Origin of the sequence: Roseovarius sp. MMSF_3359 (genome assembly GCF_030733385.1) — a bacterium.
In the GTDB taxonomy this organism is placed as follows: domain Bacteria; phylum Pseudomonadota; class Alphaproteobacteria; order Rhodobacterales; family Rhodobacteraceae; genus Roseovarius.
In genome coordinates this window covers 130,981-156,103 of the sequence record NZ_JASHJC010000008.1, presented here as the reverse complement: position 1 = coordinate 156,103, position 25,123 = coordinate 130,981, and the positions used below count along the sequence as shown (strand labels likewise).

The following is a 25,123-nucleotide window of genomic DNA, read 5'->3' as shown; positions in this document are numbered from 1 at the left end:
CGATGATCGACCCCAACGAGCCGCCGGAACAGCAGATCGCCCGGCAGGCCAAGATCATTGATGCCCTGGTCCGTCGCGCCAGCCGTCAGGAGGATGTCGGCCCCTCCGCCTTTCGGGCTTTTCAGTCGGCGATTGACCTGCAGGAGCAGATCGCCGCCCAGAGCCGCGACCTGGAACGCGCCACGACGGAGCTTGAGAGCGCCCGGTACGAACGCGAACGCAGCCGCAAGAGCCTGGTTGAGGCGTTGTCGTCGATGGAAGAGGGGTTTGCCCTGTTTTCCTCGGGGCGTCTGGACTTGTGTAACGACCTTTTTCGCAACCTGCTGCCGGATGTGTCCGACCGGATCGTCACGGGCCTCAGGGTCGAGCAGTATTTCGACCTTCTGAGTGAAAGCGGACATCTTGTCTCGACCGACCGGCATCTGGGGCTGGTCGCGACGGCACTGAAAAACCCTCAGAATGAGGCGGCGATCGTGTCGATGGTCATCGAGCTCAGGAATGACCGTTGGTACCAGATGAGCGCGCAATATGCGTCCTCGGAAAACCTCGTGCTGCTGCTGACGGAAATCACCGCCATCCTGCGCCGCAATCGCCGGGAAAAGGAAAGCCTGATCGACCGGCAGGCGGATTATCTGCAGGCGGTGTATCAGAACATGGGCTCGGGCGTATGCACCTTCTCCGCCTCGGACGAGGTGATGATGCAAAACGCCCGGTTTCGCGAAATCCTAGGGATACCGCTGACCATCCTCGAGCCGGGCATGCCGTTGCAACGGGTCCTTGAATTCATGGTCAAGCGTGACCTGATCCGGCCCGGCGACGGCGACCTGGTCGAAAAATGGCGGCATATCCTGACGAGCAAGGGACGGTTTCACCGGCGGGTGCGGCACGGGGCCGACCGGGTGATGGACATTCACGCCAACATGCTGCCCGATGGGGGGTTTCTGGTTGAACTCAAGGACGTGACGCTTGAGGCGCGCGCGACCGAAATGCTTGAAAACCGGGTCATGGAGCGCACGGCAGAGCTGACCCGGGCCAATGCCAAGCTGGTGGCGGAATACGAGGAAAAGGCCCGCGTCGAAGAGGAACTGCGGCTGGCCAAGGAACGTGCCGAGGCGGCGGTGTCCTCCAAGACCAGGTTCCTGGCGGCGGCAAGCCATGACCTCTTGCAGCCCATCAATGCGGCCAAACTCCTGATCTCGACCCTGATGGAAACCACGCGCGAGACCGAATTTCACGGCATGATGGAACGGCTTGAAGGGGCGTTTGGATCGGCTGAACACCTGCTGCATTCGCTGCTCGATATCTCGCGCCTCGAAAGCCCGGATCCCGATGCGGTCTCGCCCACGACGCTGAACCTGGCGCCGCTCATGGGGGGTATCTTCGCCGATCAGGTGCTTGTGGCCGAGGAAAAGAACGTCAAGCTGTCGGTCATCCCCTGTTCGGTCTTTGTGCATTCCGACCCGATCTATCTGCTGCGCTCGGTCCAGAACCTCGTGGTGAACGCGATCCAATACACCAATCCGGGCGGGCGTGTGCTTGTTGGCTGCAGGCGCGAGGAGGGCAAGGTCAGGCTTGAGGTCTGGGATACCGGCATCGGCATCGCGCTCAAGGATCAGGCCCGCATCTTCGAGGAATTCGCCCGCGCGGGCGATGTGCCGATCGGCTCTGGTGTGGGGCTGGGCCTGTCGGTCGTGGACCGCGCCTGCCGGCTCTTGAACCACAAGCTGTCGGTCCGGTCGAAACCCGGTGTCGGCTCGGTCTTCGGGATCGAACTGGAACAGGTTGAAGGCACGCCGGAACGGGCGGAACCCGAGGGGTTGATGCAATTGACCGACGATCTGTCGCTGGAGCATATCGTTCTGGTGATCGAAAATGACCGCGATGTGCTCTACGGGACCACGCAATGGCTCGAACAATGGGGGGCGAGCGTCCTGCCGGCGAGTTCCATCGAAGAGGCGTTGACTTTCGTGGCCGATATGGGCCTCCCGCCGGACATCATCCTGGCCGATTATCATCTGGATCACGGCACCACGGGTGTCGAGGCCATCGCGCAGATACGGGCGGCGTCCGGATGTCATGTGCCGGCGATCCTGATCACCGCGGACCGCAGCAAGACACTGCGTCAGGCGGGCATTCAGAACGACATATCGGTGATGACCAAGCCGGTGAAGCTATCGCAGTTGCGCCCGCTGATTGACTGGAAAATCCGGTGGAGCTCGGTGGTCCAGGGCGAGGACCGGATGCGCCGGTTGAACATACCGACAAAGGTCGGCGATGACAGGATTGCCTGAGCGCCTAGAGTCGCGGAAGGCCGGAGGAGTGAAGCGATGATCAGATCTTTTTCCATGACTATAGTGGCGGGGGTTCTGGCCGCCGGGGTCGCGCTTGCGTCGGAAATTGACGGCGAGGCGACTTATGACCTCCTGTTCCGCGATGGCACGCTGGATCAGGTCGACCGGGATACGGCGCTGGTCTATCAGCGCAACGTGACCAATACGCTCAAACCCGACGCGGCCGAGCGCGATACCGGGCAGATCGCGCTTTCCTTCCGCGAAAGCCAGCAGGAAATGGCGCAGCTTGAGTTCCGTCAGGACGAGAAACATCGCGCTTTGGGCGTCTTCCCCGCCAGCGTCGGCAATCCGATGATTATGTATTTCTATGAAACCGTCGTGCGTGACATGGCCGAGGCTGCCGGTGGCAGCCCTTACTACATCCGCAACCGGGTCAAGGAGGCCCTGGTGCAACCATCAGACATCGAGGAGGGCGAGACGGTGTTGGATGGCAAAACGGTACCCACCCGCACGATCCGCCTGTACCCCTTCAAAGGTGACCCGAACCAGGACCGGATGAAGGGGTTCGGCACGCTGGAGCTTGCGGTGACCATGTCGGACGCGGTGCCGGGCTGGTATATCAGCCTCGTGGCCGAAGCGGCGGAGGCGGGCAGCCCTGTCTATCGCTCCGAGGTGCTTTTCGACAGGCTGGAGGCCGCGCCGGAATGAAGCGTTTCTTGTGCATGGCGGTGGCGCTGCTGATGCCGCTCGCGGCATCGGGGCAGACCGTGACCGAGCGTCTGAATGACTATCCAACGGCGGCGCGGGCGGATTATGTCTTTGCCTGTATGGTGACCAACGGCCAGACCCGCGAAATGCTGGATCGGTGTTCCTGCTCAATCGACGAAATCGCGGCGATCCTGACCTATGAGCAATACCTGGAGGCCGAAACGGTCCTGTCGATGCGGCGCGTGGGCGGTGAGCGCATGGCCTTCTTCAACTCGGCCGCCATGGCGGAGAACCTCGTGGCTGACCTGCGCCGCGCGCAGGCCGAAGCAGAATTGATCTGCTTCTGACCCGTAAAGTCTAAGCTCTCAGCTTTCGGCCGATTTCGGCAATTCCCGCTCGAAGCTATTGCCCTCGGTATCGGTCGCCTTGACGGTTAGCGACGTTGATCCGTTGTCGTTATAGGAAAAACGGAACACCGGGTTTTCCGAGATCGAGATGCCGCCATCCATGGTGAACATCAGATCATCGCCCTGCCAAACCTCGATATGGTCGATGAAATGCGCAGGGATGAAAAGTTGCGTCACCTGATCCCGTTGCAGCCCGGAATAATTCGGGTGCCGGATCATGATCTGCGCCTCGCGCCGGGGCGTTGACATTTGCGCGGCGCCGTCGAAAGTCCGCAGCTTCATCTGCCCCATGGAGGCCAGCGCGACCTCGGGATCACGCGACGCGGGCGCCGAACACCCGCCCGATGCCTTCACGAAGCGACCGGTCATGTGCAGCCCGTCGGGCGTTTCGGCAATCACGCGGACGTTGGAATACTGGTTGACCCGAACCCGCATCTCGAAATCAAGCGGTGCCATGGCCGGGGAAAATGCAAACACACCCGCGACAGGGGCGGGGTTTTCGTCCACCACGACCGTTGCCGCGGTGATCTGTGTCGAGGGGTCAAGCTGGCGCAGGATGACCGGCACGGTGGCCGCGTCATGGGCCCGGTAAGGTGCCTCGACCGCCAGCAATTGATCGGCATCGGTCACCTCGACCTCGCCCAGAACATCACCGCGCAGATCCTTCCAGGTCTCGCTTTCGGTCAGCGGGTTCTTGATCGTGTCACTTGCCCATCCGGGGGCCGCCAACAGTGCCACAACCGCCGCCAAGGTCGTCAACTTGGGAGCCATTACCTGTCCTCCTGTTCGAAACTCGGGCGTTTTATGACATAAAACCCCTGAAAAAGATACTGCGACGAATGGCTGAATGGGTCTGGCCCTCTCCTGTGCTAGGCTGGCCTGCGGAGGATCGCGGATGTTCGAAGCCGTCATAACGCTTTGTCTGGGCCTGTCGGGGGCGCCTTGCCGCGACCATCTTCTGCCCGGGGCAGAGGCGGCGACACAGGCCGAATGCGAAGCGATCCTGACCTCTGATCCACGCCTTCAGGCAATACCCGAGGGGCCTGTGGCCCAGGGCCCTGCGCGGTGTCAGGAGGTCGGCGCGACGCTTGATTTCACCGAAGTAGCCCCCGGCGTTTATGCCCATCGCGGCGCGATCGACGTGCCGAACGCCCAGAACAAGGGCGATGTGACCAATCTCGGGTTTGTCGTCGGTGCGCAGAGCGTTGCCGTCATCGACACCGGCACGGCGCGCTGGATGGGCGAGGCGACATGGCGGGCCATACGGGCGCGCACGGACCTGCCGGTCAGCCACGTGATCCTGACCCATATGCACCCCGATCACGTCCTTGGCGCGAGCCTCTTTGCCGATGCGGGGGCCGAAATCGTGGGGCATGCCGCCCTGCCACGGGCCTTGTCGGACCGGGCGCCAAACTACCTTGAAAGCCTGGAACGCCTGATCGGGGCGGAGGCATTTCTCGGGACGCGCGCGGTCGCGATTGACCGAAGCGTAGAGGGGGGATTTGAGATTGATCTCGGCAACCGGGTGCTTGAGATCAAGGCATGGCCGGCGGCGCATACGGGCACGGACGTGACCGTCTTTGACCTGACCACAGGCACCCTCTTCACCGGTGATCTCGTCTTTCATGAACACACCCCCGCGCTTGACGGCCGGCTTCTTGGCTGGCGGGCGGTACTGGCCGAGATGGCGCAGATGCCGGTCGCGCGGATCGTGCCGGGCCATGGCGGGCCGGTGCTTGACTGGCCGGAAAGTGTTGCGCCGATGGCGCGCTATCTGGCCGTGCTCGAAGAGGACACGCGCGCCGCCATCGAGAGCGGCCAACGGCTGGGCGAGGCGGTTGAGGAAATAGCCCGGAGCGAAGCGCCCCATTGGCAGCTATTCGATGACTACAATCCGCGCAACGCCACCGTGGCCTTTACCGAGCTGGAGTGGGAATAGGGCTTACAGCGGGTGGCGTTCTATCAGATGGGGTCAAGCAATAGAAAACGCGTTCGAGCGTGAGCGAGCGGCAGCGTTCTTCTGTTTCCGATTAAACGCAACACGCTCTATCCGTCTTCCCGGATCGCCTGTTGTAGCATCTGCGCGATGCCGAAAAGCCTGCGTTCAAGCAAGGTCGGGGTTTCGCAGAGATAGGTGATGGATCGCTGCCGATCCGTGTGGATCACCTGATCCCAGTCGATCTGTTCCTCAAGCGCGTCCACCCGGTCGAAATCCGGCTCCGACGCGGCCATCAGCGTGTCGATCTCGGCGCGGGCCACGTCGATCTTTTCCGCAAGCGCGATCTGACCCAGCGAAAAATCGCCAATGCCCTTGATGATCCGCGTCCGCCGCTTGGAAATCGTGTCGAAAGCCCGGGCAAAGACCAGGCCGAGCTTGTCGGCGTCGCCCTCATAGGTCGCCGCGAAACCGTCAACCTGGCCTTGCAGATCTTCCAGCGGGATACGGCGCAGGATCAGCGTTTCCGCAAGCTCCGCCACGTCGCGTTCAAGCGCCGCGTCGCCCTCGGTCAAGGTGAGGTCAACCGGCAGGGGCCACATCAGGCCAAGCGAAAGATTTTCTACCTTGCGTTGTATGCACGGCCAGGTAGGATCGGAGAAGTCCGCGGCGGCACCCGGGGTCGCTGCGAGGCAAAGGACAAGAAAAGCAGGACGGGCAAAGGACATGGCAAGGCTCCTTGTTGGTTCGCGACTATGCCCGCGCTGATCCGGCAAGTCTATCCTGCGGAATACACACTATTGTCTTAGTTGTTTGGGTGAGGTCGTCGCATACATACTGAAACCCGGCCGCATGCGCCTTTTTGTCTGCCGTATGCGTTAGGGAGGATACCGTCGATGATGAAGACACGCGCCGCTGTTGCTGTCGCTGCTGGCCAACCCCTTGAAATCATGGAGGTCAACCTTGAGGGGCCTCGCGCGGGGGAGGTTCTGGTGGAGATCAAGGCGACGGGCCTGTGTCACACGGACGAATTCACCCGCTCCGGCGATGACCCCGAGGGGATCTTTCCGGCGATCCTGGGCCATGAGGGCGCGGGCGTCGTGATCGAGGTGGGCGAGGGGGTCACCACCCTAGAAGTGGGCGATCATGTCATCCCGCTCTACACGCCCGAATGCCGGGAATGCGAATACTGCCTGAACCCCAAGACCAACCTGTGCCAGAAGGTACGCGCGACGCAAGGCGCCGGGCTTCTCCCCGATGGATCAACCCGGTTTTCGATGCTGGATGGCACGCCCATTCATCACTACATGGGCTGCTCGACCTTCGCCAATCACACGGTGGTGCCCGAGATCGCGCTTGCCAAGGTGCGCAAGGACGCGCCGTTCGACAAGATCTGCTACATCGGCTGCGGCGTGACGACGGGCATCGGGGCGGTCATCAACACCGCCAAGGTCGAGATCGGCTCGCGCGGCGTCGTCTTCGGACTTGGTGGCATCGGCCTCAACGTTATCCAGGGCCTGCGGATGGCGGGCGCGGATCAGATCGTCGGCGTAGACCTCAATGACGACAAGGAAGAGATGGGCCGCCATTTCGGCATGACCGACTTCGTAAACCCCTCGAAGGTCGATGGCGACATGGTGGCCCATCTTGTCGACCTGACCGGTGGCGGGGCGGACTACACCTTTGATGCCACCGGCAATGTCGGCGTGATGCGCACGGCGCTCGAGGCCGCACATAAGGGCTGGGGCGAAAGCATCATCATCGGCGTGGCACCCGCGGGGGCCGAGATTTCGACCCGCCCGTTCCAACTGGTCACCGGGCGCGTCTGGCGCGGGACGGCCTTTGGCGGCGCCAAGGGGCGCACCGATGTGCCGAAGATCGTCGACTGGTACATGGACGGCAAGATCGAGATCGACCCGATGATCACGCACAAGCTGTCACTCGATGAGATCAACCACGGGTTTGAGCTCATGCACAAGGGCGAAAGCATCCGCGCCGTGGTGGAGTTCTGACGCGATGGATCTCGAGGTCATCTCAACCAACCAGAGCTTCGGCGGGACGCAGGGTGTCTACAAGCACCACTCGAATACCTGTGGCTGCGAGATGACCTTTGCCGCCTACCTGCCGCCGCAGGCACAGGATGGCCCCGTGCCGGTGCTTTGGTACCTGTCGGGCCTCACCTGCACCCATGAAAACGCGATGACCAAGGGCGGGTTCCAGGCGCATGCGTCCAAACACGGGCTGGCCCTGATCTTTCCCGACACCTCGCCGCGCGGCGAAGGGGTCAGCGACGACGGGGCCTATGATTTGGGGCAGGGGGCGGGGTTCTATGTGAACGCAACCCGTGACCCCTGGCGCGCGCATTATCGCATGTATGACTATATCGTCAGCGAGTTGCGCTCGCTTGCGATGGACAACATGCCCCTGCAGGACCGGCACGGCATCACCGGGCATTCAATGGGCGGACATGGCGCGATCACCATCGCCATTCGCAATGCGGATTTGTTCGATTCCCTTTCGGCCTTTGCCCCGATTGCCAACCCCACCCAATCCGATTGGGGGCGCAAACAACTGAGCGCATATCTCGGGGATGACGAGGGCGCCTGGGCCGATCACGATTCCACGCTGCTCCTCGAAGAACACGGCTGGAAAAGCGATCTGCTCGTCGATCAGGGCGCAAGCGATCAGTTCCTTGACCTGCTTCGCCCCGAGGCGCTTGCCGACATGATGGCCAAGCGGCGTCAGCCTGGACAGGTGCGGATGCAGAAAGGCTATGACCACTCGTATTTCTTCGTGAACACCTTCGCCGGCGATCACGTCGCATGGCATGCGCAGCAGTTGAACTGATGACAGGACTTAGGAAAGGGTATCCATGTTCAAGAATTTTCTGACCACCGTCTGCCTGATGGCCACACCTGCGCTCTGCATGGCAGAGGGCGATGCGGCCAAGGGAGAGAAGGTGTTCAAGAAATGCAAGGCATGCCACGCGGTGGGCGAGGGCGCCAAACACAAGGTCGGCCCCGAACTCAACGGGGTCGTGGGCCGCGCCATCGCGGGGGCGGAAGGTTTCAAGTATTCAGATGCGCTGAACGCGCTTGGCGCGGAAGGAAAGACATGGTCTGCCGAAGAACTGGCGGCCTTTCTGACCAAACCGCGCGACTATGCCAAGGGCACGAAAATGTCCTTTGCCGGGCTGCGCAAGGAGGCTGATCGGGACAACGTGATCGCCTATCTGGACAGCTTTTCGGAGGGTGGATCGTAGACCTTCGAATTGTCCGGGGCGTCGGAGGAGAGACCCGATGGCCCGGACTTTAAACGACGCCTGACCCTATCCCGGGACAGGTCCAACTAAGCGGCCAGCGCGCCGCATCCATGGGAGGAGAAAAATGAAGAAGCTAATGCTTTTAACCTCAGGGATCGCGTTCTTCGCGTCGCAGATGGCGATGGCGAATGACGATCTCGTCGCACAGATGGAGGACCCGAAGCAATGGGCGATCCAGACCGGCGACTACAAGAACCAGCGGTATTCGGAGCTTGATCAGATCAACGCGGATAACGTCGGCGATCTGCAGGTGGCCTGGACATTCTCGACCGGCGTTCTGCGCGGTCATGAGGGTTCGCCCCTGGTGATCGGGGACACGATGTATGTGCATACGCCCTTCCCCAACATCGTCTACGCGCTGGATCTGGCCAATGAGGGCAAGATCATCTGGAAGTATGAGCCCAAGCAGGATCCGGATGTCATTCCGGTGATGTGCTGCGATACCGTGAACCGCGGTGTGGCCTATGGCGACGGCAAGATCTTCCTGCATCAGGCGGATACCAAGGTCGTCGCGCTCGACGCCAAGTCGGGTGCCGTGGTCTGGGAAGTGCAGAATGGTGATCCCGCCATCGGCGAGACCAACACTGCGACCGTCCTGCCGATCAAGGACAAGGTCATTGTCGGCATCTCGGGCGGCGAGTTCGGTGTGCGCGGCAGTGTCACCGCCTATAACATGGCCGATGGCAGCCTCGCCTGGCGCGCCTATTCGATGGGTCCGGATGAAGACATCCTGATGGATCCTGAGAAAACGACGCATCTGGGGACACCGGTGGGTGCCGATTCCGGGACGAACACCTGGGAAGGCGATCAGTGGATGATCGGCGGCGGTACGACCTGGGGTTGGTACTCGGCCGATCTCGACGAGAACCTGATGTATTACGGTACAGGGAACCCGTCGACCTGGAACCCGGCGCAACGCCCGGGCGACAACCGCTGGTCGATGACCATCATGGCGCGTGACATCGACACTGGCATGGCCCGCTGGGTCTATCAGATGACCCCGCATGACGAGTGGGATTATGACGGCATCAATGAAATGATCCTGTCGGAACAGGAAATTGATGGTGAGACGCGCAAGCTTCTGACCCACTTTGACCGTAACGGTCTGGCCTACACGATGGACCGTGTTTCCGGTGAGCTTCTGGTTGCCGAGAAATTCGACCCGGTCGTGAACTGGACCACCGGCGTCGACATGGACCCCGAGTCAGAGACCTATGGCCGTCCGGCCGTGGTGGCTCAGTACTCGACCGAGCAGAACGGCGAAGACGTTAACTCCACCGGCATCTGCCCGGCGGCTCTGGGCACGAAAGACCAACAGCCCGCGGCCTACAGCCCGAAAACCGAGCTGATGTACGTGCCGACGAACCACGTCTGCATGGACTACGAGCCGTTCCGCGTCAGCTACACCGCTGGTCAACCCTATGTGGGCGCGACCCTGGCGATGTATCCGGCTCCTGACAGCCATGGCGGCATGGGCAACTTCATCGCCTGGGATAACATCAACGGCGAAATCAAGTGGTCCATCCCCGAGAAGTTCTCGGTCTGGTCAGGTGCTCTGGCCACCGCGGGTGACGTGGTGTTCTACGGCACGCTTGAGGGTCACCTGAAGGCCATTCACGCCGAAACCGGTGAGGAGCTCTACAAGTTCAAGACACCGTCGGGCATCATCGGCAACGTGATGACCTATGAGCATGCGGGACGTCAGTATGTCGGCATTCTCTCGGGTGTCGGGGGCTGGGCCGGTATCGGCCTGGCGGCTGGTCTGACCAATCCCAATGACGGTCTGGGTGCTGTGGGCGGCTATGCTGCGCTCAGCGACTACACCGCCTTGGGTGGCCAGCTGACAGTGTTCGCACTGCCCAACTAAGGTATCAGGCCTAAGCAACGCGGGCCGGCGCTCCGATCAGGGGTGCCGGCCCCAAGTATCACAAATACCAGGGAGGTTCGCCCAGATGATGCGCCCCGCATCCAATTTAGTTTTCGCCGCCGCGCTGGCGTCGCTGCCGATCGCCGCATTCGCTTCGAACTGGGACGATCAGCCCGTGGATCCCGCAGATTTCGAGGATCAGGTTGTCATCTCCTATGATGAGGACGGGCGTTACTATACCGAGGACGACATCCCGACCTACAACATCGCCGAGGATGGCACCGTCGACTGGCTGACCTTCAACGGGTTCCGCCGCTATCACGCCGAGTGCCATGTCTGCCACGGCCCCGATGGCGAAGGCTCGACCTACGCGCCCAAGATCAAGAACTCCGCCCTGCACATGGGCTATTACGACTTCTTCGACGTGGTCGTGAACGGCCGGAAGAACGGTAATTCGGTCATGCCCCATTTCGGCGAAAACCAGAATGTCATGTGCTATCTCGATGACATCTACGTCTATCTCGCCGCGCGCGGGATGGAGGCGGTACCCCGTGGGCGCCCCGCCAAGAAAGAGAAGAAATCGGATCTGATCCGCGAGGCGGAAGATGCCTGCATGGGCTGATCTCCTGCGCAGGGCGCTGGTTGTCGCCCTGCTTTTCGCGCCGGGGACGCTCGCCGCGCAAACCTCGGATCTGGTGTCGAACAACGCCCTGCGCGTCTGCGCCGATCCGGCCAATTACCCGATGTCCAATGACGCGGGCGAGGGGTATGAAAACAAGCTGGCCGAGCTGATTGCCGGGCAGCTTGACCTGCCCGTGCAATACACCTGGTACCCGCAGGCCACCGGCTTCATCCGCAACACGCTCAAGGCCAAGCGGTGCGATATCGTCATGGGCTATGCGCAGGGGCATGAGCTGGTGCTCAACACCAACCACTATTTCACCTCCGCCTATGCGCTGATCGTCCCCGAGGACGGCGATCTGGCCAAGGTTCAGACCCTTGGTGATCCGGCCCTTGACGGGCGCCGGGTTGGCATTATTGCCGGGACGCCACCTGCGGCACATATGGCCCGCAACGGCCTGATCGCAAAGGCAAAGGTCTATAACCTCGTGGTGGATCGGCGCCACGAAAGCCCGGTGGTCGACATGCTTGATGATCTGGCGGCGGGCGATATCGACGCGGGCATTCTTTGGGGGCCGCTTGGCGGGCCATTGGTCAAGTCTGACTATCCGGGCATGAAGGTGGTCCCGCTGGTGAAAGAGACCTTGCCACCGCGTCTTTTCTTCCGAATTACGATGGGCGTCAGGCAGGGCGAAAAGGTTTGGCAGCGCAAGCTCAATTCCCTCATCCGGCGCAACCAGGATGAGATCAACGGCATCCTGTGGGACGCTGGCGTGCCGCTCTTGAATGATCTGGGAACAGAGGTTCTGGAGCCCTCGCAATGATCCGTGCGCTGGCGGTCGGGGGGCTGTGCCTGCTCATGCAGGCGGCCCTCGCCCAGACCGTGCCGGAACCTGATGACTACCGCATGGACCATTACCGCGCGCCGGTACCGGGGAGCCTGACCGGGGGAACGACCATTGGCCCCGAAGAGGCCTATGCGCTTTGGGAGGCGGGAACCGCCGGTTTCATCGACGTGCTGCCCCAGGCGCCGAAACCCTCGAACCTGCCCGAAGGCACAATCTGGCGCGACAAGCCACGGCAGTCGATCCCCGGCGCGATCTGGCTGCCGAATGTGGGCTATGGCGCCATCGCCGAGGAGACGGCCAAGTATTTTCGCGAGGGGCTTGAGACGGCGACAGGCGGGGACGTGTCACACCCGGTGGTGATCTTTTGCCTGGAGGATTGCTGGATGAGCTGGAACGCCGCCCGCCGCGCGGTCGAATGGGGGTATACGGACGTCTATTGGCTGCCCGAAGGCACCGATGGCTGGCAGCTTTGGGATTACCCGCTCGAACGGCTCGAACCCGCGCCGGGCCAGCCCCAGACCGGGGGCTGACGCAAGCCTAGAAACCCGCGAGTTTCTTGTGCGCCTTGCTTTGCGTCCCGTCCGTGTCGGTCATTGTGACATCCACCTCCTGCGTCCGGCTTGGCACCGACAGGCCCACACGCGGGTTTTCGGACAGTGAAATCGAGCCCGTCAGCTCGACATAACCCTTGCCGTCAAGGTCGATCTCGACATTTTCGACATAGCGCATCGGGATGAACAGAAGCGAGATCTGGTCCATCTGCATCCCCGAATGCGACGGGTGCGAGATGTCCACATCCATCCGGTTCAGGCCCGCGGTCAGGCTCGACAGGCGTCCGGTATCCACGCCGGGCAGGGTCGAGGCCACGGCGATGTCCATCCGCCCCAGCGAGGCCAGCGCCAGTTCCGGATCGGTCCCGGGAGGAGCGGAACACGCGCCTTGCCCGGAGGTTTTCACGAATGTTTCGGTGACAAACACCCGCCCGTCATTCGTCTCGGCGATGACATGCATGGGCGTGGGGCCGTTCACCCGCAGCGTGACGTCGAAATAGAAGCTCGGCTGCGGCTCTGCCAGCTCGAAAACGGCAGAGACGGGCATCGGGTTTTCGTCGAGCACCACCGTGACCTTGGCCACTTTTGCCCCCTCCGGCGCGACCACCTGCGCGGCAATATCGGTGCGCGCGTCGTCAAAGGTCCGGTAAGGCGCGTCAATCGCGATCACCCTATTCCCGTTGAGCAGCATCCGGTCGCCATAAAGCTGTTCCTTGACCGCTTCCCAGGCCTCGTTTGAGGCCAGGGCGGGCTGCGCCATGGCGCAGAGCAACGCGGCGATCAAAAATGACTTCTTCATAATTATTCTCCTCCGAGAAGAAATGCGCCAAAGGCCCGGGGGCCGTCGCATGTCTCGATTTTACTTAACACGGAAAGGGTTTTTGCGTCTACGACGCTGACCGTGTTGTCGAACCAGTTGGCCACGACGATCCGGTCGCCATCCGAGGTTGTATCAATTCCCTCGGGGTATTCGCCGACGGCGATCTTCGCCTCATGGGTCAGGGTTTGCAGGTCAATCACACTCAGGCTGTTATCGTATTGATTGGTGACGAAAGCGCGCGACCCGGTGAAGCTCACCCCATAAGGGCGCTCGCCCACCGGGATGGTTGCCACCACCTTTGCCGCCTCCACATCCACCACGCTCACATCGTTGGACCCGACATTGCCGACAAAGAGCCGACCGTCTGGCGCAAATCCAAGGCCGAAGGGGCGGGTGCCGACGGGGATTTGGCGCAGCGGCGCGAGGGTTTCCGCGTCAAAGACGGAGACCTGGTTGGCCTCCTTGTCCGCCGAGGCCAGGAACCGCCCATCGCGTGACAGGGCAATGCCCGCTGGCGACTCACCCGTGGCCAACTCACCAAGCGGCTCGAGCGTTTCGGCATGGAGCACCCACAGGCGCGCGTTGTACCAATCCGAGACGAAGATCCGCCCCCGCTCTGGGTCCGCGGCGATCCCGGTGGGACCGCCTTCCAACGCTCGTTCGGCCAGGGTTTCGCCGGTTGCCCCATCCTTGAGGCGCACGTGTTTCGACCCGGCGGAAACCGTGTAGACACGCCCGGCGCGCGTGACCGCGATGCCTGCCGGTTTGCCGGGCAGTGGCCATCGCGCCCGCTCGGTCCCGGCGTCGATGTCCAGAACGCTGAGTTCGTCACCCGACTGGCAGGTGACAAAGGCGGTATCGGCCATCGCCATCGTGGCGGTAAGCCCGAAGGCCAGCAGGGCGTTAAGAGCCCGCCGCACCAAAGCGTTCCGTGAGCGCGTCAAGCCCGGCCTGATAGACACCGGTTACCGCCGCGATTGCCGCCGCGTCGTTGAGGTCCTCGGGCGGATCGTTGTTGGGATAGCCGCGATAAAAGGCCCCGCGCCATTCGATGATCGAGCCGCCCCCCTCGCGGGGCTTGACGGTCAGGTGCGATGAGTAATTCGTCACCGGCAGCACCTCGACCTTCACATCGGTGATCCGATACGAATAGCTCATCTTCTCGTCGCTGTACTTGTAGAGCACTTCGGCAATCGTCGGCCCGCCTTCCTGCCCAAGAGTCAGAAGCCGCGTGGCGTCGATATCGTTGCCATTCTCGCCGGTGGTCGAATGTACCGCCGGGTGCCAGGAAACATCCTGGAAGTTACCAATGGCGGCCCAGACCTCCGCCGGGTCCGCGGCCACTTCGGTCGTCAGGGTGACTTTCTGCCGTGTGGGGCCATGGGCCAGCGCCAGGCCCGGCAGCAGCGCCGCGGCGGCCATGGCCGTCAGGAATGTTCGTTTTTTCATTGTTCCTCCCGTTTGAAAAAGCGATTTTTCAGGATGTAGCGCATGCCGCGCGTCCAGCTTTCGTCGGTGTTGCCGCGGATATCGACAACCCCGCCTTTGACCATCTCACCGCTCTCCGCCGCGCGCATTTGCAGGTTGAGAGTCAGGATCAGGTTCGACACTTTCTGCACCTCGCCCACGAGCGAATAATCCGCGCCCAGCTTGGCGGCCATCCGCGTGTCGCAGCCGTAACACTTCGCGGGGTTCACCACGCGGTCAAGATCGATCTGCACAGGCGCCAGATCGACAAGCTCATAGCCTTCGTCGCGAAAACGGTCGGCCACAAGCACCTCCAGCATCTCGAGGCGGGCAACCTCATCGGGGTGCTGCCCCTGCACCGTGGTCTGAAGCGAGGTATCGAGCATCGTCAGGCCGAAAAAGGCAACCTTGTCCTGCGCCAGCGCGCCGCCCGCCAGAGCGGTTGCGAAAAGGGTAAGCAAGATCAGCCGCATATTTCCATTCTTAAAAAATAAGAATCGAGCTTCATGATGAGGCTGCTAGGGTTCTCTTAACAAGACGGCCAAAAGTATCGGTTTTCATTCGAAAAAAGTGCCGCAGAGTAAAGTCGGACAAGCCCTGTTCAAGAGGCGTGTCCGAGGGGAGGTCCATGTGCTGAAAGGTGTCTTGCCGCTTCTGTCGATGCTGATCTGGTGCCTGGGCGCCGGGTCTGCGGCTGCGATTGACGTCAAGGCCGCGGTACTGCGCGTCGACTATCCCACGTTGCTGCCGATTTCGCGATATGACCTGAAGGCCGATGATCTGGGCTTTGCGGGGGCCGCGCTGGCCGATGAGGATAACGGGACCACGGGCAGTTTCCTCGGGCATACTTACGAGACCACCACCGTTGCCGCCGCGCCCGAAGACGCCGATGCGGCGATGGATAAACTCCTTGCAGATGGCATCCGGTTGATCGTGGTGTTGGCAGCGGGAGAGGACCTCCTGCGCCTGACGGACAAGGCCGCGGACCAAGGTGCGCTGGTCTTCAACGCCGGCGCAGCGGACCTTCCCCTGCGAGATGCGGAATGCCGCGTGAATATGCTGCATACGGCGCCATCACACGCAATGAAAGCCGATGCGGTGGCGCAGTTTGCGATCTGGAAGAAATGGGACGACTGGGTGCTGATCGGCGGCTCCAACCCCGCGGACATGGCCCTGACCGAGGCGTATCGCAGGGCGGCCAACAAGTTCGGCGCAACGCTGGTGAGTGAGTTGACGTTCGAAGATACCGGCGGCGCCCGCCGGACCGATTCCGGCCATGTCCTGGTGCAGCGGCAATTGCCGCTTTTCATGCAGGAGGCCGATGACCATGACGTGGTGATCGCCGCCGACGAAACCGATTACTTCGCCCGCTTCCTGCCCTATCACCTCTGGTCGCCTCGGGCGGTCATGGGGTCGGGTGGCTTGCGCCCGGTCACCTTCCATGGCGCCCATGAGGCCTGGGGTGCAACGCAGTATCAGACGCGGTTCGAAGAGCTGTCCGGGCGTTATGCCAAGCCCGAGGATTACAACGTCTGGCTGGCACTGCGGGTCGTTGGCGAGGCCGTGACCCGCGCCAATACCGCGGAACCGGACGGCGTGCGCGACTATGCGCTGTCGAAGGCCTTTGAGTTGGCCGCGTTCAAGGGGCAGAAGGTGACATTCCGCGATTGGAACGGGCAGTTGCGCCAGCCGATCCTGCTTTATGACGGTTCGATCACGGTCAGCGTCAGCCCGCAGGAGGGGTTCCTGCACCAGACTTCGCCGCTGGATACGCTGGGACTCGACCGGCCGGAATCTAAATGCACGGCATTCAATTAAGGGAAGATACCGATGAAATCCTTGTTTTTCTCGACTTTTTTGGCGGTCTTACTGGCTGGTCCGGGGCTCGCAGGCAAAGCCTTTGTCTCGAACGAGCGGGGTAACACGATCACCGTGCTCGATACCGAAAGCTGGGAAGTGATCGCAGAATTCCCGGGCGGCAACCGGCCGCGCGGCATCACCGCCAGCCCGGATGGCACCAAGCTCTATGTCTGCGCCTCCGACGACAATATCGTGCGGGTCTTTGACACCGAGACCTACGAGGAATTGCCGAGCTTGCCCTCGGGGCCAGACCCGGAGCTTTTCATCATCGAACCCTCGGGCAAGCGGCTTTACATCGCCAACGAGGATGACAACCTGGTGACCGTCACCGATACCGAAACCCGCACGATCCTGGCGGAGGTGCCGGTGGGGGTCGAACCCGAAGGGATGGGCATGAGCCCGGACGCCAAGTGGGTGGTGAATACGTCCGAGACGACCAATATGGCGCATTTCATCTCGACCGAGGATTACAAGATCAAGCACAACGTGCTGGTCGATCAACGACCGCGCTATGCGCAATACACGGCGGACGGATCGCGGCTTTTCGTGACCTCCGAGATCGGTGGGACTGTCTCGGTCATGGACATCGCCGAGGATGGCGCACCGACGGTCGTGGGCAAGATCAGCTTCGAGGTGCCCGGCGTTCTGCCGGAATGGCTGCAACCGGTGGGGGCCAAGGTCACATCCGATGGCAAGCGGCTCTTCGTGGCGCTTGGACCTGCCAACCGGGTGGCCGTGGTGGATGCGCAAAGCCTTGAGGTGCTCGACTATATCCTGGTTGGGCAACGGGTCTGGCAACTCGATTTCACGCCGGATGAAAAATACCTGCTCACCACCAACGGCAACTCCAACGATGTGACGGTGATCGACGTGGCCAGCGAGAAGGCCGTGCGGTCCGTACAGGTCGGGCAGCAGCCCTGGGGCGTGGTGACAATCGAATGAATTTAGGGAGGTAACAGAATGAGAAACTGGATATTGGCGTCGTGTTTTGCGGCCCTGGCCGGGCCGGTGGCCGCGGCACCGCTTTGCGACGATCTGGGCTTTGCGGGGCTCTTGGCGAAATGTAACCGCGGCGAGACAATCAAGCTGACGCTGGCCTCGGGGCAGCCCCTGGGCGAGGATGTCGTGCTGCAATCGGGGGCCTACTACAAGCTCGAAATCACCGCTGACGGATCTGCCGAACTCGCCGTTGAGGGGCCGAGCTTTTTCCGCGCGATCTGGATGAACGAGATCGTCATCAACAAGATCGAAATTCGTCCCATGGCAATCGATTCCATCGAGTTCGACAAGGCGGGCGTGGTCGAATTGTCCTTCATCGCCATCAAGCCGGGCAGTCATACGCTGCGCATTCCGGGCTCCACCGGTGACGCGCAGTCCGTCACGTTTTCCATTCAATAACAGGGAGTTACTCCATGAAACACATGGGCGCACTGGCACTGGCCACACTTTTTGCAGCACCGGCGATGGCGCATGAACATCTCGACGCCGAGACCATCGGCAAGATCGAGGCGATGCTGACCTCCATCGAATGCCAGATGGACCCCGATGACATCGAGGTCACCGATGAGGGCTATGAGCTTGACGATGTGATCTGCAAGGGCGGCAACCAGTTCGATATCGAACTGGACAAGGATCTCAACGAGGTCGAGCGCCGGGCAGAGTAGCGGCGCATGGCCACTTGCCGCTGGATCATCGCGCTGATTTTGCTCGCCGCCGGGCCGGTCCTGGCGGGGGATATGCCGGTGATCCGCGCGGCGGTGCTCAAGATCGGGACGGTCAACTGGGAATTGTCGACGATTATCGACAACGGGCTTGACCGCAAACACGGCTTCACACTCACGGTGCAACCCTATGCCGACAACGGCGCGACACGGATCGCGGTCGAGGGTGGTGAGGCCGACATGGCGGTGGCCGACTGGATCTGGCTCGCGCGGCAGCGCGCGGCGGGCAAGGATTATGTCTTTGTGCCCTATTCCAAGGCCGTGGGTGGTGTTGTTGTCCCCGGGGACGCCGCCAGCACCAGCCTTGAGGATCTGGCCGGGGGCAAGATCGGCATTGCGGGCGGTCCGCTCGACAAGTCCTGGCTGATCCTCAGGGCCTATGCGGCACAGGCCCATGACATGGACCTCAAGGCCACCACCGAGCAGGTCTATGGCGCGCCGCCTCTGATCTTCAAATCCGCTTTGGGCGGAGAATATGCCGGAGCGATCAATTTCTGGCATTTCCTCGCCAAAATGAAAGCCGCCGGGATGAGCGAACTGATCTCGGTCGAAGAGGCCGGGGCGGCACTCGGCCTTGACATCGAAACACCGCTTGTCGGCTATTACATGAAAGAGCGTTTCCTGAACGATCACCCGGCATTGGCGCAGTCCTTCTTCGAGGCCAGTCGTGAGGCCAAGGATATCCTGGCCCGCGATCCCCAAGCCTGGGAGGCGATCCGCCCGCAGATGAACGCGGCCAATGATGCGGAATTCGAGCAACTGAAAACCGATTGGATCAAGGGCATCCCGGCCCGCGCACGGATGGATGAAAAGGCTGCGGCGGAGTTCCTCGGCGTGATGGCCGACCTTGGCGGACCGGCCCTTGTGGGCGATGCGACCACACTTCCCGCCGGTCTTTTCGCGGATGTGAAATAGCACGGGATGGAGGACACGCGCCTCACGCCCTTCCTGTCGATCCTGGGGCTTCTGGTTCTCTGGGTCGTGGCGGCGTTGCTGACCGATGACGCGCAACTACTGCCGACCCCCTGGGCGCTTCTGCCGAAATTTGCGCAGGAACTGGCATCCGGTGAATTGCTGACCCATCTCGGAGCCACGATCATCCGCGTGCTCTGGGCCTTTGTTCTGGCCATGAGCCTCGGGACGGCGATCGGCCTCGCCATGGGACGTTCGGTGCGACTGAACCGCTGGCTCGATCCCTGGCTGGTCATCTTTCTCAACCTGCCGGCGCTGGTGCTGATTGTGCTGTGCTATCTCTGGATCGGGCTGACCGAAGCCGCCGCGATCATCGCGGTCACCCTGAACAAGGTCCCCAACGTGGCCACCGTCGTCCGCGAAGGTGGGCGGGCGCTCGACCCGGCGCTGGACGCGATGGCGCAGGTCTATCGCCTTTCCTGGTGGCGCCGGATGTGCCATGTGATCCTGCCGCAGCTTGCACCGTTCATTGCCGCAGCCGCCCGCTCTGGCGTGGCGGTGATCTGGAAGATCGTGCTGGTGGTCGAATTCCTCGGGCGCTCCTCCGGTGTGGGTTTCCAGATCCACCTCTATTTCCAGCTTTTCGATGTCGGCATGGTGCTGGTTTATGCGCTGTCTTTCATCGCGGTCATGCTGTTGGTCGAATGGCTGTTGCTGCAACCCTGGGAGCGGCGCACAGCGCGCTGGCGCCGCGCATGACCCGGGTCGAGATCACGTCCAAAAGCTTCGGCACCGCGCGGGTGCTTGGCCGCGTCTCCTTTACCATCGACGAGGGTGAGACCGTCGCGCTGGTCGGGCCTTCGGGCATCGGTAAATCCACCATCCTGCGGATCGTGGCGGGGATTGATACCGCCTTTGACGGGCGGGTTGAGAGGCCCGATGCGGTCGCCATGGTGTTTCAGGAACCCACGCTTCTGCTGTGGCGCAGCCTGCGGGAAAATCTGCGGATCGTGCACCCGGCATTGACCCCCGCGGAGGCGGAAGAGGCTCTTGTACAGGTGGGGCTTGCGGGCAAGGCGGATTTCTTTCCGGGGCAGCTTTCGCTGGGGCAACAACGCCGCCTTGCGCTGGCTAGGGCATTCGCGGGCCAGCCAGAGCTCTTGATCATGGACGAACCCTATGCGTCCCTGGATCAGGAAACCGCGCAGGGCATGCTGCGCCTGACCGAGACCCTGATCGCCAGGCACAGACCCGCCACGCTGTTCGTCACCCATTCGATGCAGGAGGCGAACCACCTGGCGGATCGGGTGCTGACACTGCGGGAGGGGCCGGATGGCGCGACATTGGGGTAAGAAAACCGCTTTTGGTCCGGGGCGCTTGAGATGTGCGGGCTTTGACGGCACTCTGTCCGCCAGATGGGGATGGATCACACCGATGCAGCAAAAGGTGAGCGGCAGATGACAGGCGGCCTGAGCGTGAGCGATCTGAGCTTTGACTACGGCTCGAAAAAGGCGCTGGACCACGTGTCGATCGACGTCCCGCCCGCCACGTTCTGCGCGTTGCTTGGACCCAATGGCGCGGGCAAATCCACCCTGACCGCGCTGCTGACCCGGCTTCTGGTGGCGCCCGCGGGCGAGATCCATGTCGCCGGTCACGACCTCCGAAAACATCCGCGCCGGGCGCTGGGCGATCTCGGCGTGGTGTTTCAGCAATCGACGCTCGATCTGAACCTCACCGTGCGTCAGAACCTCGCCTATTTCGCCGCCCTGCATGGGTTGCCGCGCAGCGAGGTGCCGGGGCGCATTGATGCGGCGCTCGACCGCCTCGACATGCGGCAGCGGGCAGATGAACGAGCAGGGGGCTTGAATGGCGGCCACCGGCGCCGGACCGAACTGGCCCGCTCGCTGTTGCACGATCCCAAGGTTTTGCTGCTGGATGAGCCGACCGTGGGCCTCGATGCGGCGGCGCGGTCCGCGATCACCGATCATGTCCACGACCTTGCGGCTCAGGGGCTCTGTGTACTCTGGACAACGCACCTGACGGATGAAGTGCGCGATGGCGATCAGTTGATCGTCCTGCACCGGGGCCGCGTTCTCACCCATGGCCAGGCGGGGGTCCTTCGTGGCGACCACACATTATCGAACTGGTTCCTCGCGCAGACGGGAGAGGCGGCATGACCGGTTGGTGGGGCGTCACGCGCGCGGTCATCGGCCGCGAATTTCTGCGCTTCGTACATCAGCGCGAGCGTTTCATCGCCGCCCTTGTGCGTCCGCTGGTCTGGCTTCTGGTCTTTGCGGCGGGGTTCCGTGCGGCGCTTGGCCTGTCGATCATCCCGCCCTACCAGACCTATATCACTTACGAGACCTACATCGTGCCGGGCCTCTGCGCGATGGTGCTCCTGTTCAACGGCATGCAAAGTTCGCTGAGCCTCGTTTATGACCGTGAAATGGGATCAATGCGCCTTCTGTTGACCAGCCCGTTTCCGCGCTGGTGGCTGCTCTTTTGCAGACTTTTCGGCGCGACGGTCATTTCCGTCCTGCAGGTCTATGCTTTTCTGGGGATTGCGGCGGTCTTTGACATAACGATGCCCGCCTGGGGCTATATCGCGGTCTTGCCGGGTCTGTTTCTCGGGGGGCTGATGCTGGGGGCGCTTGGCCTCGTCCTCTCCAGCTTCATCAGGCAGTTAGAGAATTTCGCAGGGGTGATGAACTTCATCATTTTCCCGATGTTCTTCCTGTCATCGGCGCTCTATCCGCTATGGAAAATGGCAGAAAGTTCACCTTTCCTGCACGATCTTTGCGCGCTGAACCCGTTTACCCATGTGGTGGAACTGATCCGGTTCCTGCTTTATCTGCAGTTCAACCCGACGGCCTTCCTCTGGGTCGTGACAAGCACGTTCATCCTCGGGGCCATTGCGATCTGGGGCTATGATCCTGCCCGCGGATTGATGAAACGCAAGGTCTAGAGCGATGGCGGGAAAATCGGAAACGATTTTCGGCTCCGATACCGCGTAATCTCAATAGCCTACAGCATCTTTCGTGATCCAGGCTTCCTGGTCGATGCTATTAGGCGGGATCAGGTTTCCATCTCGGCAAACGAAACCGTCCGGCACTTCCAGCTTTGGATCGTGTGGTTCGGATGTGATGCCACCCATTTGGCCAATTCGGGCTGCGCGCCCATCATGCAGGCCATCGGCGTGATATCCGTAAACACGAGACTGCGTTCAAGACAGTTTTCCGGCGCGCCCGACAGGCAGGCAACAAACATGAGCTCAACCATATCATTTCCTCATAAACTAATACTTTGGTCGTAGTTTGCAGTGTTGTCATAGAACTCAGGAGCCGTAAAAATACCGTTATCGTGCCGCCCACAAAAGGGGCGGCGTGCCATTTTGGGTCGCCATCCAACCTGAATTTACCCCTGGAAGCACTGGAATATCTTGTTGCGCCTGACCCGATCATTATCCCTCAAGATGCGCCTCGGGCTGGGGGCGGCGGCGCTCGGGGCCGCGACCCTGCTGACGGCGGGCATCCTCTATCTGGGGCTGCAACAGGTGGCGAGCCGCCTCGACACGGCGCTGGCCTCTGAGCAACGAATGGCGCGTTATGCCACCCTTTCGACGCAGGTCGCCACCTTCCTCGTGATCGGCACAGAGGCCATCCAGACCGGGCAAAGCGCCGAGATACGGATGGATCGCCTCGACCCGGTGGTCAATCAGATTAACGGCACCTTCCTGCGCCTGCGCGCCGATGTCGAGGATGCGGTGATTGCGGCGGAAGAGCTGGGGCTTGATGCGCAGTCGCGCTATGGCACGCAATCGTTGGGCCTCGCCCGGATGGAGGCGATGCTGAACAACACATTGGACGGGCTGAGCGCAGATACCGACGATACCGCCCGTCTGCGGGCGCATGTTGACACCTTCGCGTCCAGTTTCGATCCGCTGCTGAGCCAGGCGGTCAATACCGAGGTGCTGTTTCGCAACGCCACCCTGTCGAGCATCGACGCCCTGCGGCGCACCCTCATCCTTACCTCGCTGGTCATTGCGGGAATGACGATGGCGGTAGTCGCGCTTTTTTACCTGGGCCTCATCCGCCCCCAATTCCGGCGCCTTGATCGACTTCGGGCGGCGGCCCATCAGATCGGGCAGGAGGATTTCGATGTCGCGCTGCCGGTCACGCGACCGGATGAAATCGGCCAACTTTATACCGAGACAAACCGCATGGCGGCGGCGCTTTCCGCCCGGTACGAGACCGTGCAGGAGGAATGGGCACGGCTGAATGACACCATCGCGCAGCGCACGGAGGATTTGCGCAATGCCAATGCGAAACTATCGGAGATCGACGAAAACCGGCGCCGCTTTTTCGCGGATGTGAGCCACGAGTTGCGTACGCCGCTCACCGTGATCCTGATGGAGGCGCAGATCGGGCGGCAGGCCGCACCGGAGGCGGCCGAAGCCTTCGCCACGATCGAAGCGCGTGCCGGGCGCCTGAACCGGCGGATTGACGACCTGCTACGGGTGGCGCGATCCGATAGTGGTCAGCTCGCGCTGGAGGATGCGGCGGTTTCTGTCGATGATCTACTCGAAGAGGTAACCAAGGAGGTTCAGGCGGAGCTTGACAACGCGGGCATGACGCTCAGCCAAGCACAAGAGCCCGGCCTGTCGCTCAACTGCGACCCCAACTGGGTGCGCCAGGTGCTGGTCAGCCTCATCAGCAACGCCATCCGACACGCCCGCGATGGCGGTCAGGTCCGCCTTGAGGCGGCCAGGACCGAGCACGGGGTCGAATTGAGCGTAACCGATAACGGCCCCGGCATCCCGCCAAAGGACCAGGACCGAATTTTCGACCGCTTCGCGCAGGCGGGCCAGACGCAGGCGCAGGGGTTCGGGATCGGCTTGGCGCTTGCGCGTTGGGTGATCGACGCGCAGGGCGGGCAGATCACGGTCACAAGCCCCGTCGGGCGCGATGAGGCGCTTGGGTCCGCACCCGGGACCAAAATCTCGGTTCGCTTGCCGGACGCAGAGGATTAGATTGCCCGTATGACACCGCGACTTCTTGTCATTGATGATGATCCCGAGATCACCTCCGCCCTGGTGCGGGGTCTGACCTTGCACGGCTATCACGCCGAGGCCGAAAACCGCGCCGACAGGGCGCTTGAGCGGCTCTGCTCGGGGGAGTTTTCCGCCGCGATCGTGGACGTGATGCTGGGGGCGGATAGCGGCATCGACCTGGTGCGGCGCATCCGGGAGGCGCAAGTCACGCTACCGGTCCTGATGCTCTCGGCGCTTTCCGATGTCGAAGACCGGGCCGCGGGCCTTGCGGCGGGGGCGGATGATTACGTGGTAAAGCCTTTTCATTTCGACGAGTTGGTGGCCCGCCTGCGTGTGCAGGAACACCGCGCCAAGTCCGAGCGGCTGCAACCGCCACGCCTCGATCCCGAAACGCGCACCCTCGGCGATGCCAATGCCACCGTCACCCTGACCGAACGGGAATACGACCTGCTTGAACTGCTGACGGTGAATGCGGGCGCGCCCCTGCCACGTGGCGAGATCTTCGACACGCTTTGGGCCGGTGACGGGTCGGGTAACGAAAATGTGGTCGATGTCTATATCGGGTATTTGCGCAAGAAACTGGCGGAAAGTGAATTTCAGTTTGAAATCAAAACGATACGCAATCAAGGTTTCTGTGTGACCGGCCTCGTGCCGGTGATCGAGCAGCCGCCGGTATCGACCAAAGTCTAAGCTCTTCTTATAAAATAAGAGTCGCTTGCGGGACGGCCTTCTGGCACCTTGA

General features: G+C 61.9%; 29 protein-coding genes. 22 read left to right on the top strand and 7 right to left on the bottom strand.

Annotated features, from left to right (window positions below; all coding sequences use genetic code 11):
* The first annotated feature begins 2 nt into the window (after positions 1-2).
* The 3 genes from RBB29_RS13335 to RBB29_RS13325 are packed head-to-tail and all read left to right on the top strand — an operon-like array spanning position 3 to position 3,346.
* Positions 3-2,291 (top strand): PAS-domain containing protein, encoded by a 2,289-nt coding sequence (locus tag RBB29_RS13335; protein WP_306116107.1) that lies wholly within the window; start codon positions 3-5, stop codon positions 2,289-2,291.
* A 36-nt stretch (positions 2,292-2,327) separates the two neighbouring features.
* Positions 2,328-2,999 (top strand): hypothetical protein, encoded by a 672-nt coding sequence (locus RBB29_RS13330; RefSeq protein ID WP_306116063.1) that lies wholly within the window; start codon positions 2,328-2,330, stop codon positions 2,997-2,999.
* On the top strand, positions 2,996-3,346 hold the full coding sequence (locus RBB29_RS13325; RefSeq protein ID WP_306116064.1) for a hypothetical protein: 351 nt from the start codon (positions 2,996-2,998) through the stop codon (positions 3,344-3,346). The genes RBB29_RS13330 and RBB29_RS13325 overlap by 4 nt, the downstream gene beginning before the upstream one ends.
* An 18-nt stretch (positions 3,347-3,364) precedes the next feature.
* Here RBB29_RS13325 and RBB29_RS13320 read toward each other — a convergent pair whose 3' ends face one another.
* Positions 3,365-4,177, bottom strand: a complete 813-nt coding sequence (locus tag RBB29_RS13320; protein ID WP_306116065.1) for a quinoprotein dehydrogenase-associated SoxYZ-like carrier — start codon at positions 4,175-4,177, stop codon at positions 3,365-3,367.
* Positions 4,178-4,301: 124 nt separating this feature from the next.
* Between RBB29_RS13320 and RBB29_RS13315 the strand changes: the two genes are divergently transcribed.
* The gene (locus tag RBB29_RS13315) at positions 4,302-5,345 is read left to right on the top strand and encodes a quinoprotein relay system zinc metallohydrolase 2 (RefSeq protein ID WP_306116066.1); all 1,044 of its coding nucleotides are present in this window, start codon (positions 4,302-4,304) and stop codon (positions 5,343-5,345) included.
* Positions 5,346-5,452: 107 nt separating this feature from the next.
* Here the strand turns inward: RBB29_RS13315 and RBB29_RS13310 are convergent, their stop codons facing one another.
* The gene (locus RBB29_RS13310) at positions 5,453-6,070 is read right to left on the bottom strand and encodes a hypothetical protein (RefSeq protein WP_306116067.1); all 618 of its coding nucleotides are present in this window, start codon (positions 6,068-6,070) and stop codon (positions 5,453-5,455) included.
* 171 nt (positions 6,071-6,241) lie between these two features.
* Between RBB29_RS13310 and RBB29_RS13305 the strand changes: the two genes are divergently transcribed.
* The 7 genes from RBB29_RS13305 (at position 6,242) to RBB29_RS13275 (ending at position 12,530) form a co-directional block, all read left to right on the top strand.
* Positions 6,242-7,354 carry an S-(hydroxymethyl)glutathione dehydrogenase/class III alcohol dehydrogenase gene (locus tag RBB29_RS13305; protein ID WP_306116108.1) on the top strand — a complete coding sequence of 371 codons (1,113 nt, stop codon included), beginning with the start codon at positions 6,242-6,244 and terminating at the stop codon, positions 7,352-7,354.
* 4 nt (positions 7,355-7,358) lie between these two features.
* Positions 7,359-8,189 carry an S-formylglutathione hydrolase gene (gene fghA, locus RBB29_RS13300; RefSeq protein ID WP_306116068.1) on the top strand — a complete coding sequence of 277 codons (831 nt, stop codon included), beginning with the start codon at positions 7,359-7,361 and terminating at the stop codon, positions 8,187-8,189.
* A 25-nt stretch (positions 8,190-8,214) separates the two neighbouring features.
* The gene (locus RBB29_RS13295) at positions 8,215-8,604 is read left to right on the top strand and encodes a cytochrome c family protein (protein WP_306116069.1); all 390 of its coding nucleotides are present in this window, start codon (positions 8,215-8,217) and stop codon (positions 8,602-8,604) included.
* Positions 8,605-8,728: 124 nt separating this feature from the next.
* Positions 8,729-10,531, top strand: coding sequence for a methanol/ethanol family PQQ-dependent dehydrogenase (locus tag RBB29_RS13290; protein ID WP_306116070.1), 1,803 nt, complete (start codon positions 8,729-8,731; stop codon positions 10,529-10,531).
* 85 nt (positions 10,532-10,616) lie between these two features.
* Positions 10,617-11,153, top strand: coding sequence for a c-type cytochrome, methanol metabolism-related (locus RBB29_RS13285; protein ID WP_306116071.1), 537 nt, complete (start codon positions 10,617-10,619; stop codon positions 11,151-11,153).
* Positions 11,137-11,976: a substrate-binding domain-containing protein gene (locus RBB29_RS13280; RefSeq protein WP_306116072.1), complete on the top strand. Its 840-nt coding sequence runs from the start codon at positions 11,137-11,139 to the stop codon at positions 11,974-11,976. Before RBB29_RS13285 ends, RBB29_RS13280 begins: the two co-directional genes overlap by 17 nt.
* Entirely contained in the window at positions 11,973-12,530 is a 558-nt protein-coding gene (locus RBB29_RS13275; RefSeq protein WP_306116073.1) for a PQQ-dependent catabolism-associated CXXCW motif protein, read from the top strand. Before RBB29_RS13280 ends, RBB29_RS13275 begins: the two co-directional genes overlap by 4 nt.
* Positions 12,531-12,537: 7 nt before the next feature.
* Here the strand turns inward: RBB29_RS13275 and RBB29_RS13270 are convergent, their stop codons facing one another.
* The 4 genes from RBB29_RS13270 to RBB29_RS13255 are packed head-to-tail and all read right to left on the bottom strand — an operon-like array spanning position 12,538 to position 15,311.
* Entirely contained in the window at positions 12,538-13,350 is an 813-nt protein-coding gene (locus tag RBB29_RS13270) for a quinoprotein dehydrogenase-associated SoxYZ-like carrier (RefSeq protein ID WP_306116074.1), read from the bottom strand.
* A gap of 2 nt (positions 13,351-13,352) precedes the next feature.
* A complete protein-coding gene (locus RBB29_RS13265) occupies positions 13,353-14,291 on the bottom strand; it encodes a YncE family protein (protein WP_306116075.1) in 939 nt (312 codons plus the stop codon).
* Positions 14,275-14,820, bottom strand: a complete 546-nt coding sequence (locus tag RBB29_RS13260) for an SRPBCC family protein (RefSeq protein ID WP_306116076.1) — start codon at positions 14,818-14,820, stop codon at positions 14,275-14,277. Before RBB29_RS13260 ends, RBB29_RS13265 begins: the two co-directional genes overlap by 17 nt.
* A complete protein-coding gene (locus RBB29_RS13255) occupies positions 14,817-15,311 on the bottom strand; it encodes a DUF3280 domain-containing protein (protein ID WP_306116077.1) in 495 nt (164 codons plus the stop codon). The genes RBB29_RS13260 and RBB29_RS13255 overlap by 4 nt, the downstream gene beginning before the upstream one ends.
* Before the next feature lie 187 nt (positions 15,312-15,498).
* Between RBB29_RS13255 and RBB29_RS13250 the strand changes: the two genes are divergently transcribed.
* From RBB29_RS13250 to RBB29_RS13210, 9 genes are all read left to right on the top strand, one after another.
* Entirely contained in the window at positions 15,499-16,656 is a 1,158-nt protein-coding gene (locus RBB29_RS13250) for an ABC transporter substrate-binding protein (RefSeq protein WP_306116109.1), read from the top strand.
* A 12-nt stretch (positions 16,657-16,668) separates the two neighbouring features.
* The gene (locus RBB29_RS13245; protein WP_306116078.1) at positions 16,669-17,640 is read left to right on the top strand and encodes a YVTN family beta-propeller repeat protein; all 972 of its coding nucleotides are present in this window, start codon (positions 16,669-16,671) and stop codon (positions 17,638-17,640) included.
* A gap of 18 nt (positions 17,641-17,658) precedes the next feature.
* Positions 17,659-18,096 (top strand): hypothetical protein, encoded by a 438-nt coding sequence (locus tag RBB29_RS13240; protein WP_306116079.1) that lies wholly within the window; start codon positions 17,659-17,661, stop codon positions 18,094-18,096.
* A gap of 14 nt (positions 18,097-18,110) precedes the next feature.
* Complete coding sequence (locus RBB29_RS13235; protein ID WP_306116080.1) at positions 18,111-18,362, top strand: PepSY domain-containing protein; 252 nt, start codon at positions 18,111-18,113, stop codon at positions 18,360-18,362.
* 6 nt (positions 18,363-18,368) lie between these two features.
* A complete protein-coding gene (locus RBB29_RS13230) occupies positions 18,369-19,334 on the top strand; it encodes an ABC transporter substrate-binding protein (RefSeq protein ID WP_306116081.1) in 966 nt (321 codons plus the stop codon).
* Between the two features lie 6 nt (positions 19,335-19,340).
* Positions 19,341-20,090 (top strand): ABC transporter permease, encoded by a 750-nt coding sequence (locus RBB29_RS13225; protein WP_306116082.1) that lies wholly within the window; start codon positions 19,341-19,343, stop codon positions 20,088-20,090.
* On the top strand, positions 20,087-20,683 hold the full coding sequence (locus tag RBB29_RS13220) for an ABC transporter ATP-binding protein (protein ID WP_306116083.1): 597 nt from the start codon (positions 20,087-20,089) through the stop codon (positions 20,681-20,683). The genes RBB29_RS13225 and RBB29_RS13220 overlap by 4 nt, the downstream gene beginning before the upstream one ends.
* A 105-nt stretch (positions 20,684-20,788) precedes the next feature.
* Positions 20,789-21,508 carry an ABC transporter ATP-binding protein gene (locus RBB29_RS13215; protein ID WP_306116110.1) on the top strand — a complete coding sequence of 240 codons (720 nt, stop codon included), beginning with the start codon at positions 20,789-20,791 and terminating at the stop codon, positions 21,506-21,508.
* On the top strand, positions 21,505-22,296 hold the full coding sequence (locus RBB29_RS13210) for an ABC transporter permease (RefSeq protein WP_306116084.1): 792 nt from the start codon (positions 21,505-21,507) through the stop codon (positions 22,294-22,296). Before RBB29_RS13215 ends, RBB29_RS13210 begins: the two co-directional genes overlap by 4 nt.
* Before the next feature lie 110 nt (positions 22,297-22,406).
* Here RBB29_RS13210 and RBB29_RS13205 read toward each other — a convergent pair whose 3' ends face one another.
* A complete protein-coding gene (locus RBB29_RS13205; RefSeq protein ID WP_306116085.1) occupies positions 22,407-22,610 on the bottom strand; it encodes a hypothetical protein in 204 nt (67 codons plus the stop codon).
* A gap of 163 nt (positions 22,611-22,773) precedes the next feature.
* Here RBB29_RS13205 and RBB29_RS13200 point away from each other — a divergent pair, with 163 nt between their 5' ends.
* Positions 22,774-24,360: an ATP-binding protein gene (locus RBB29_RS13200; RefSeq protein ID WP_371931498.1), complete on the top strand. Its 1,587-nt coding sequence runs from the start codon at positions 22,774-22,776 to the stop codon at positions 24,358-24,360.
* Positions 24,361-24,369: 9 nt separating this feature from the next.
* Complete coding sequence (locus RBB29_RS13195) at positions 24,370-25,071, top strand: response regulator transcription factor (RefSeq protein ID WP_306116087.1); 702 nt, start codon at positions 24,370-24,372, stop codon at positions 25,069-25,071.
* The last annotated feature ends 52 nt before the right edge of the window (positions 25,072-25,123 follow it).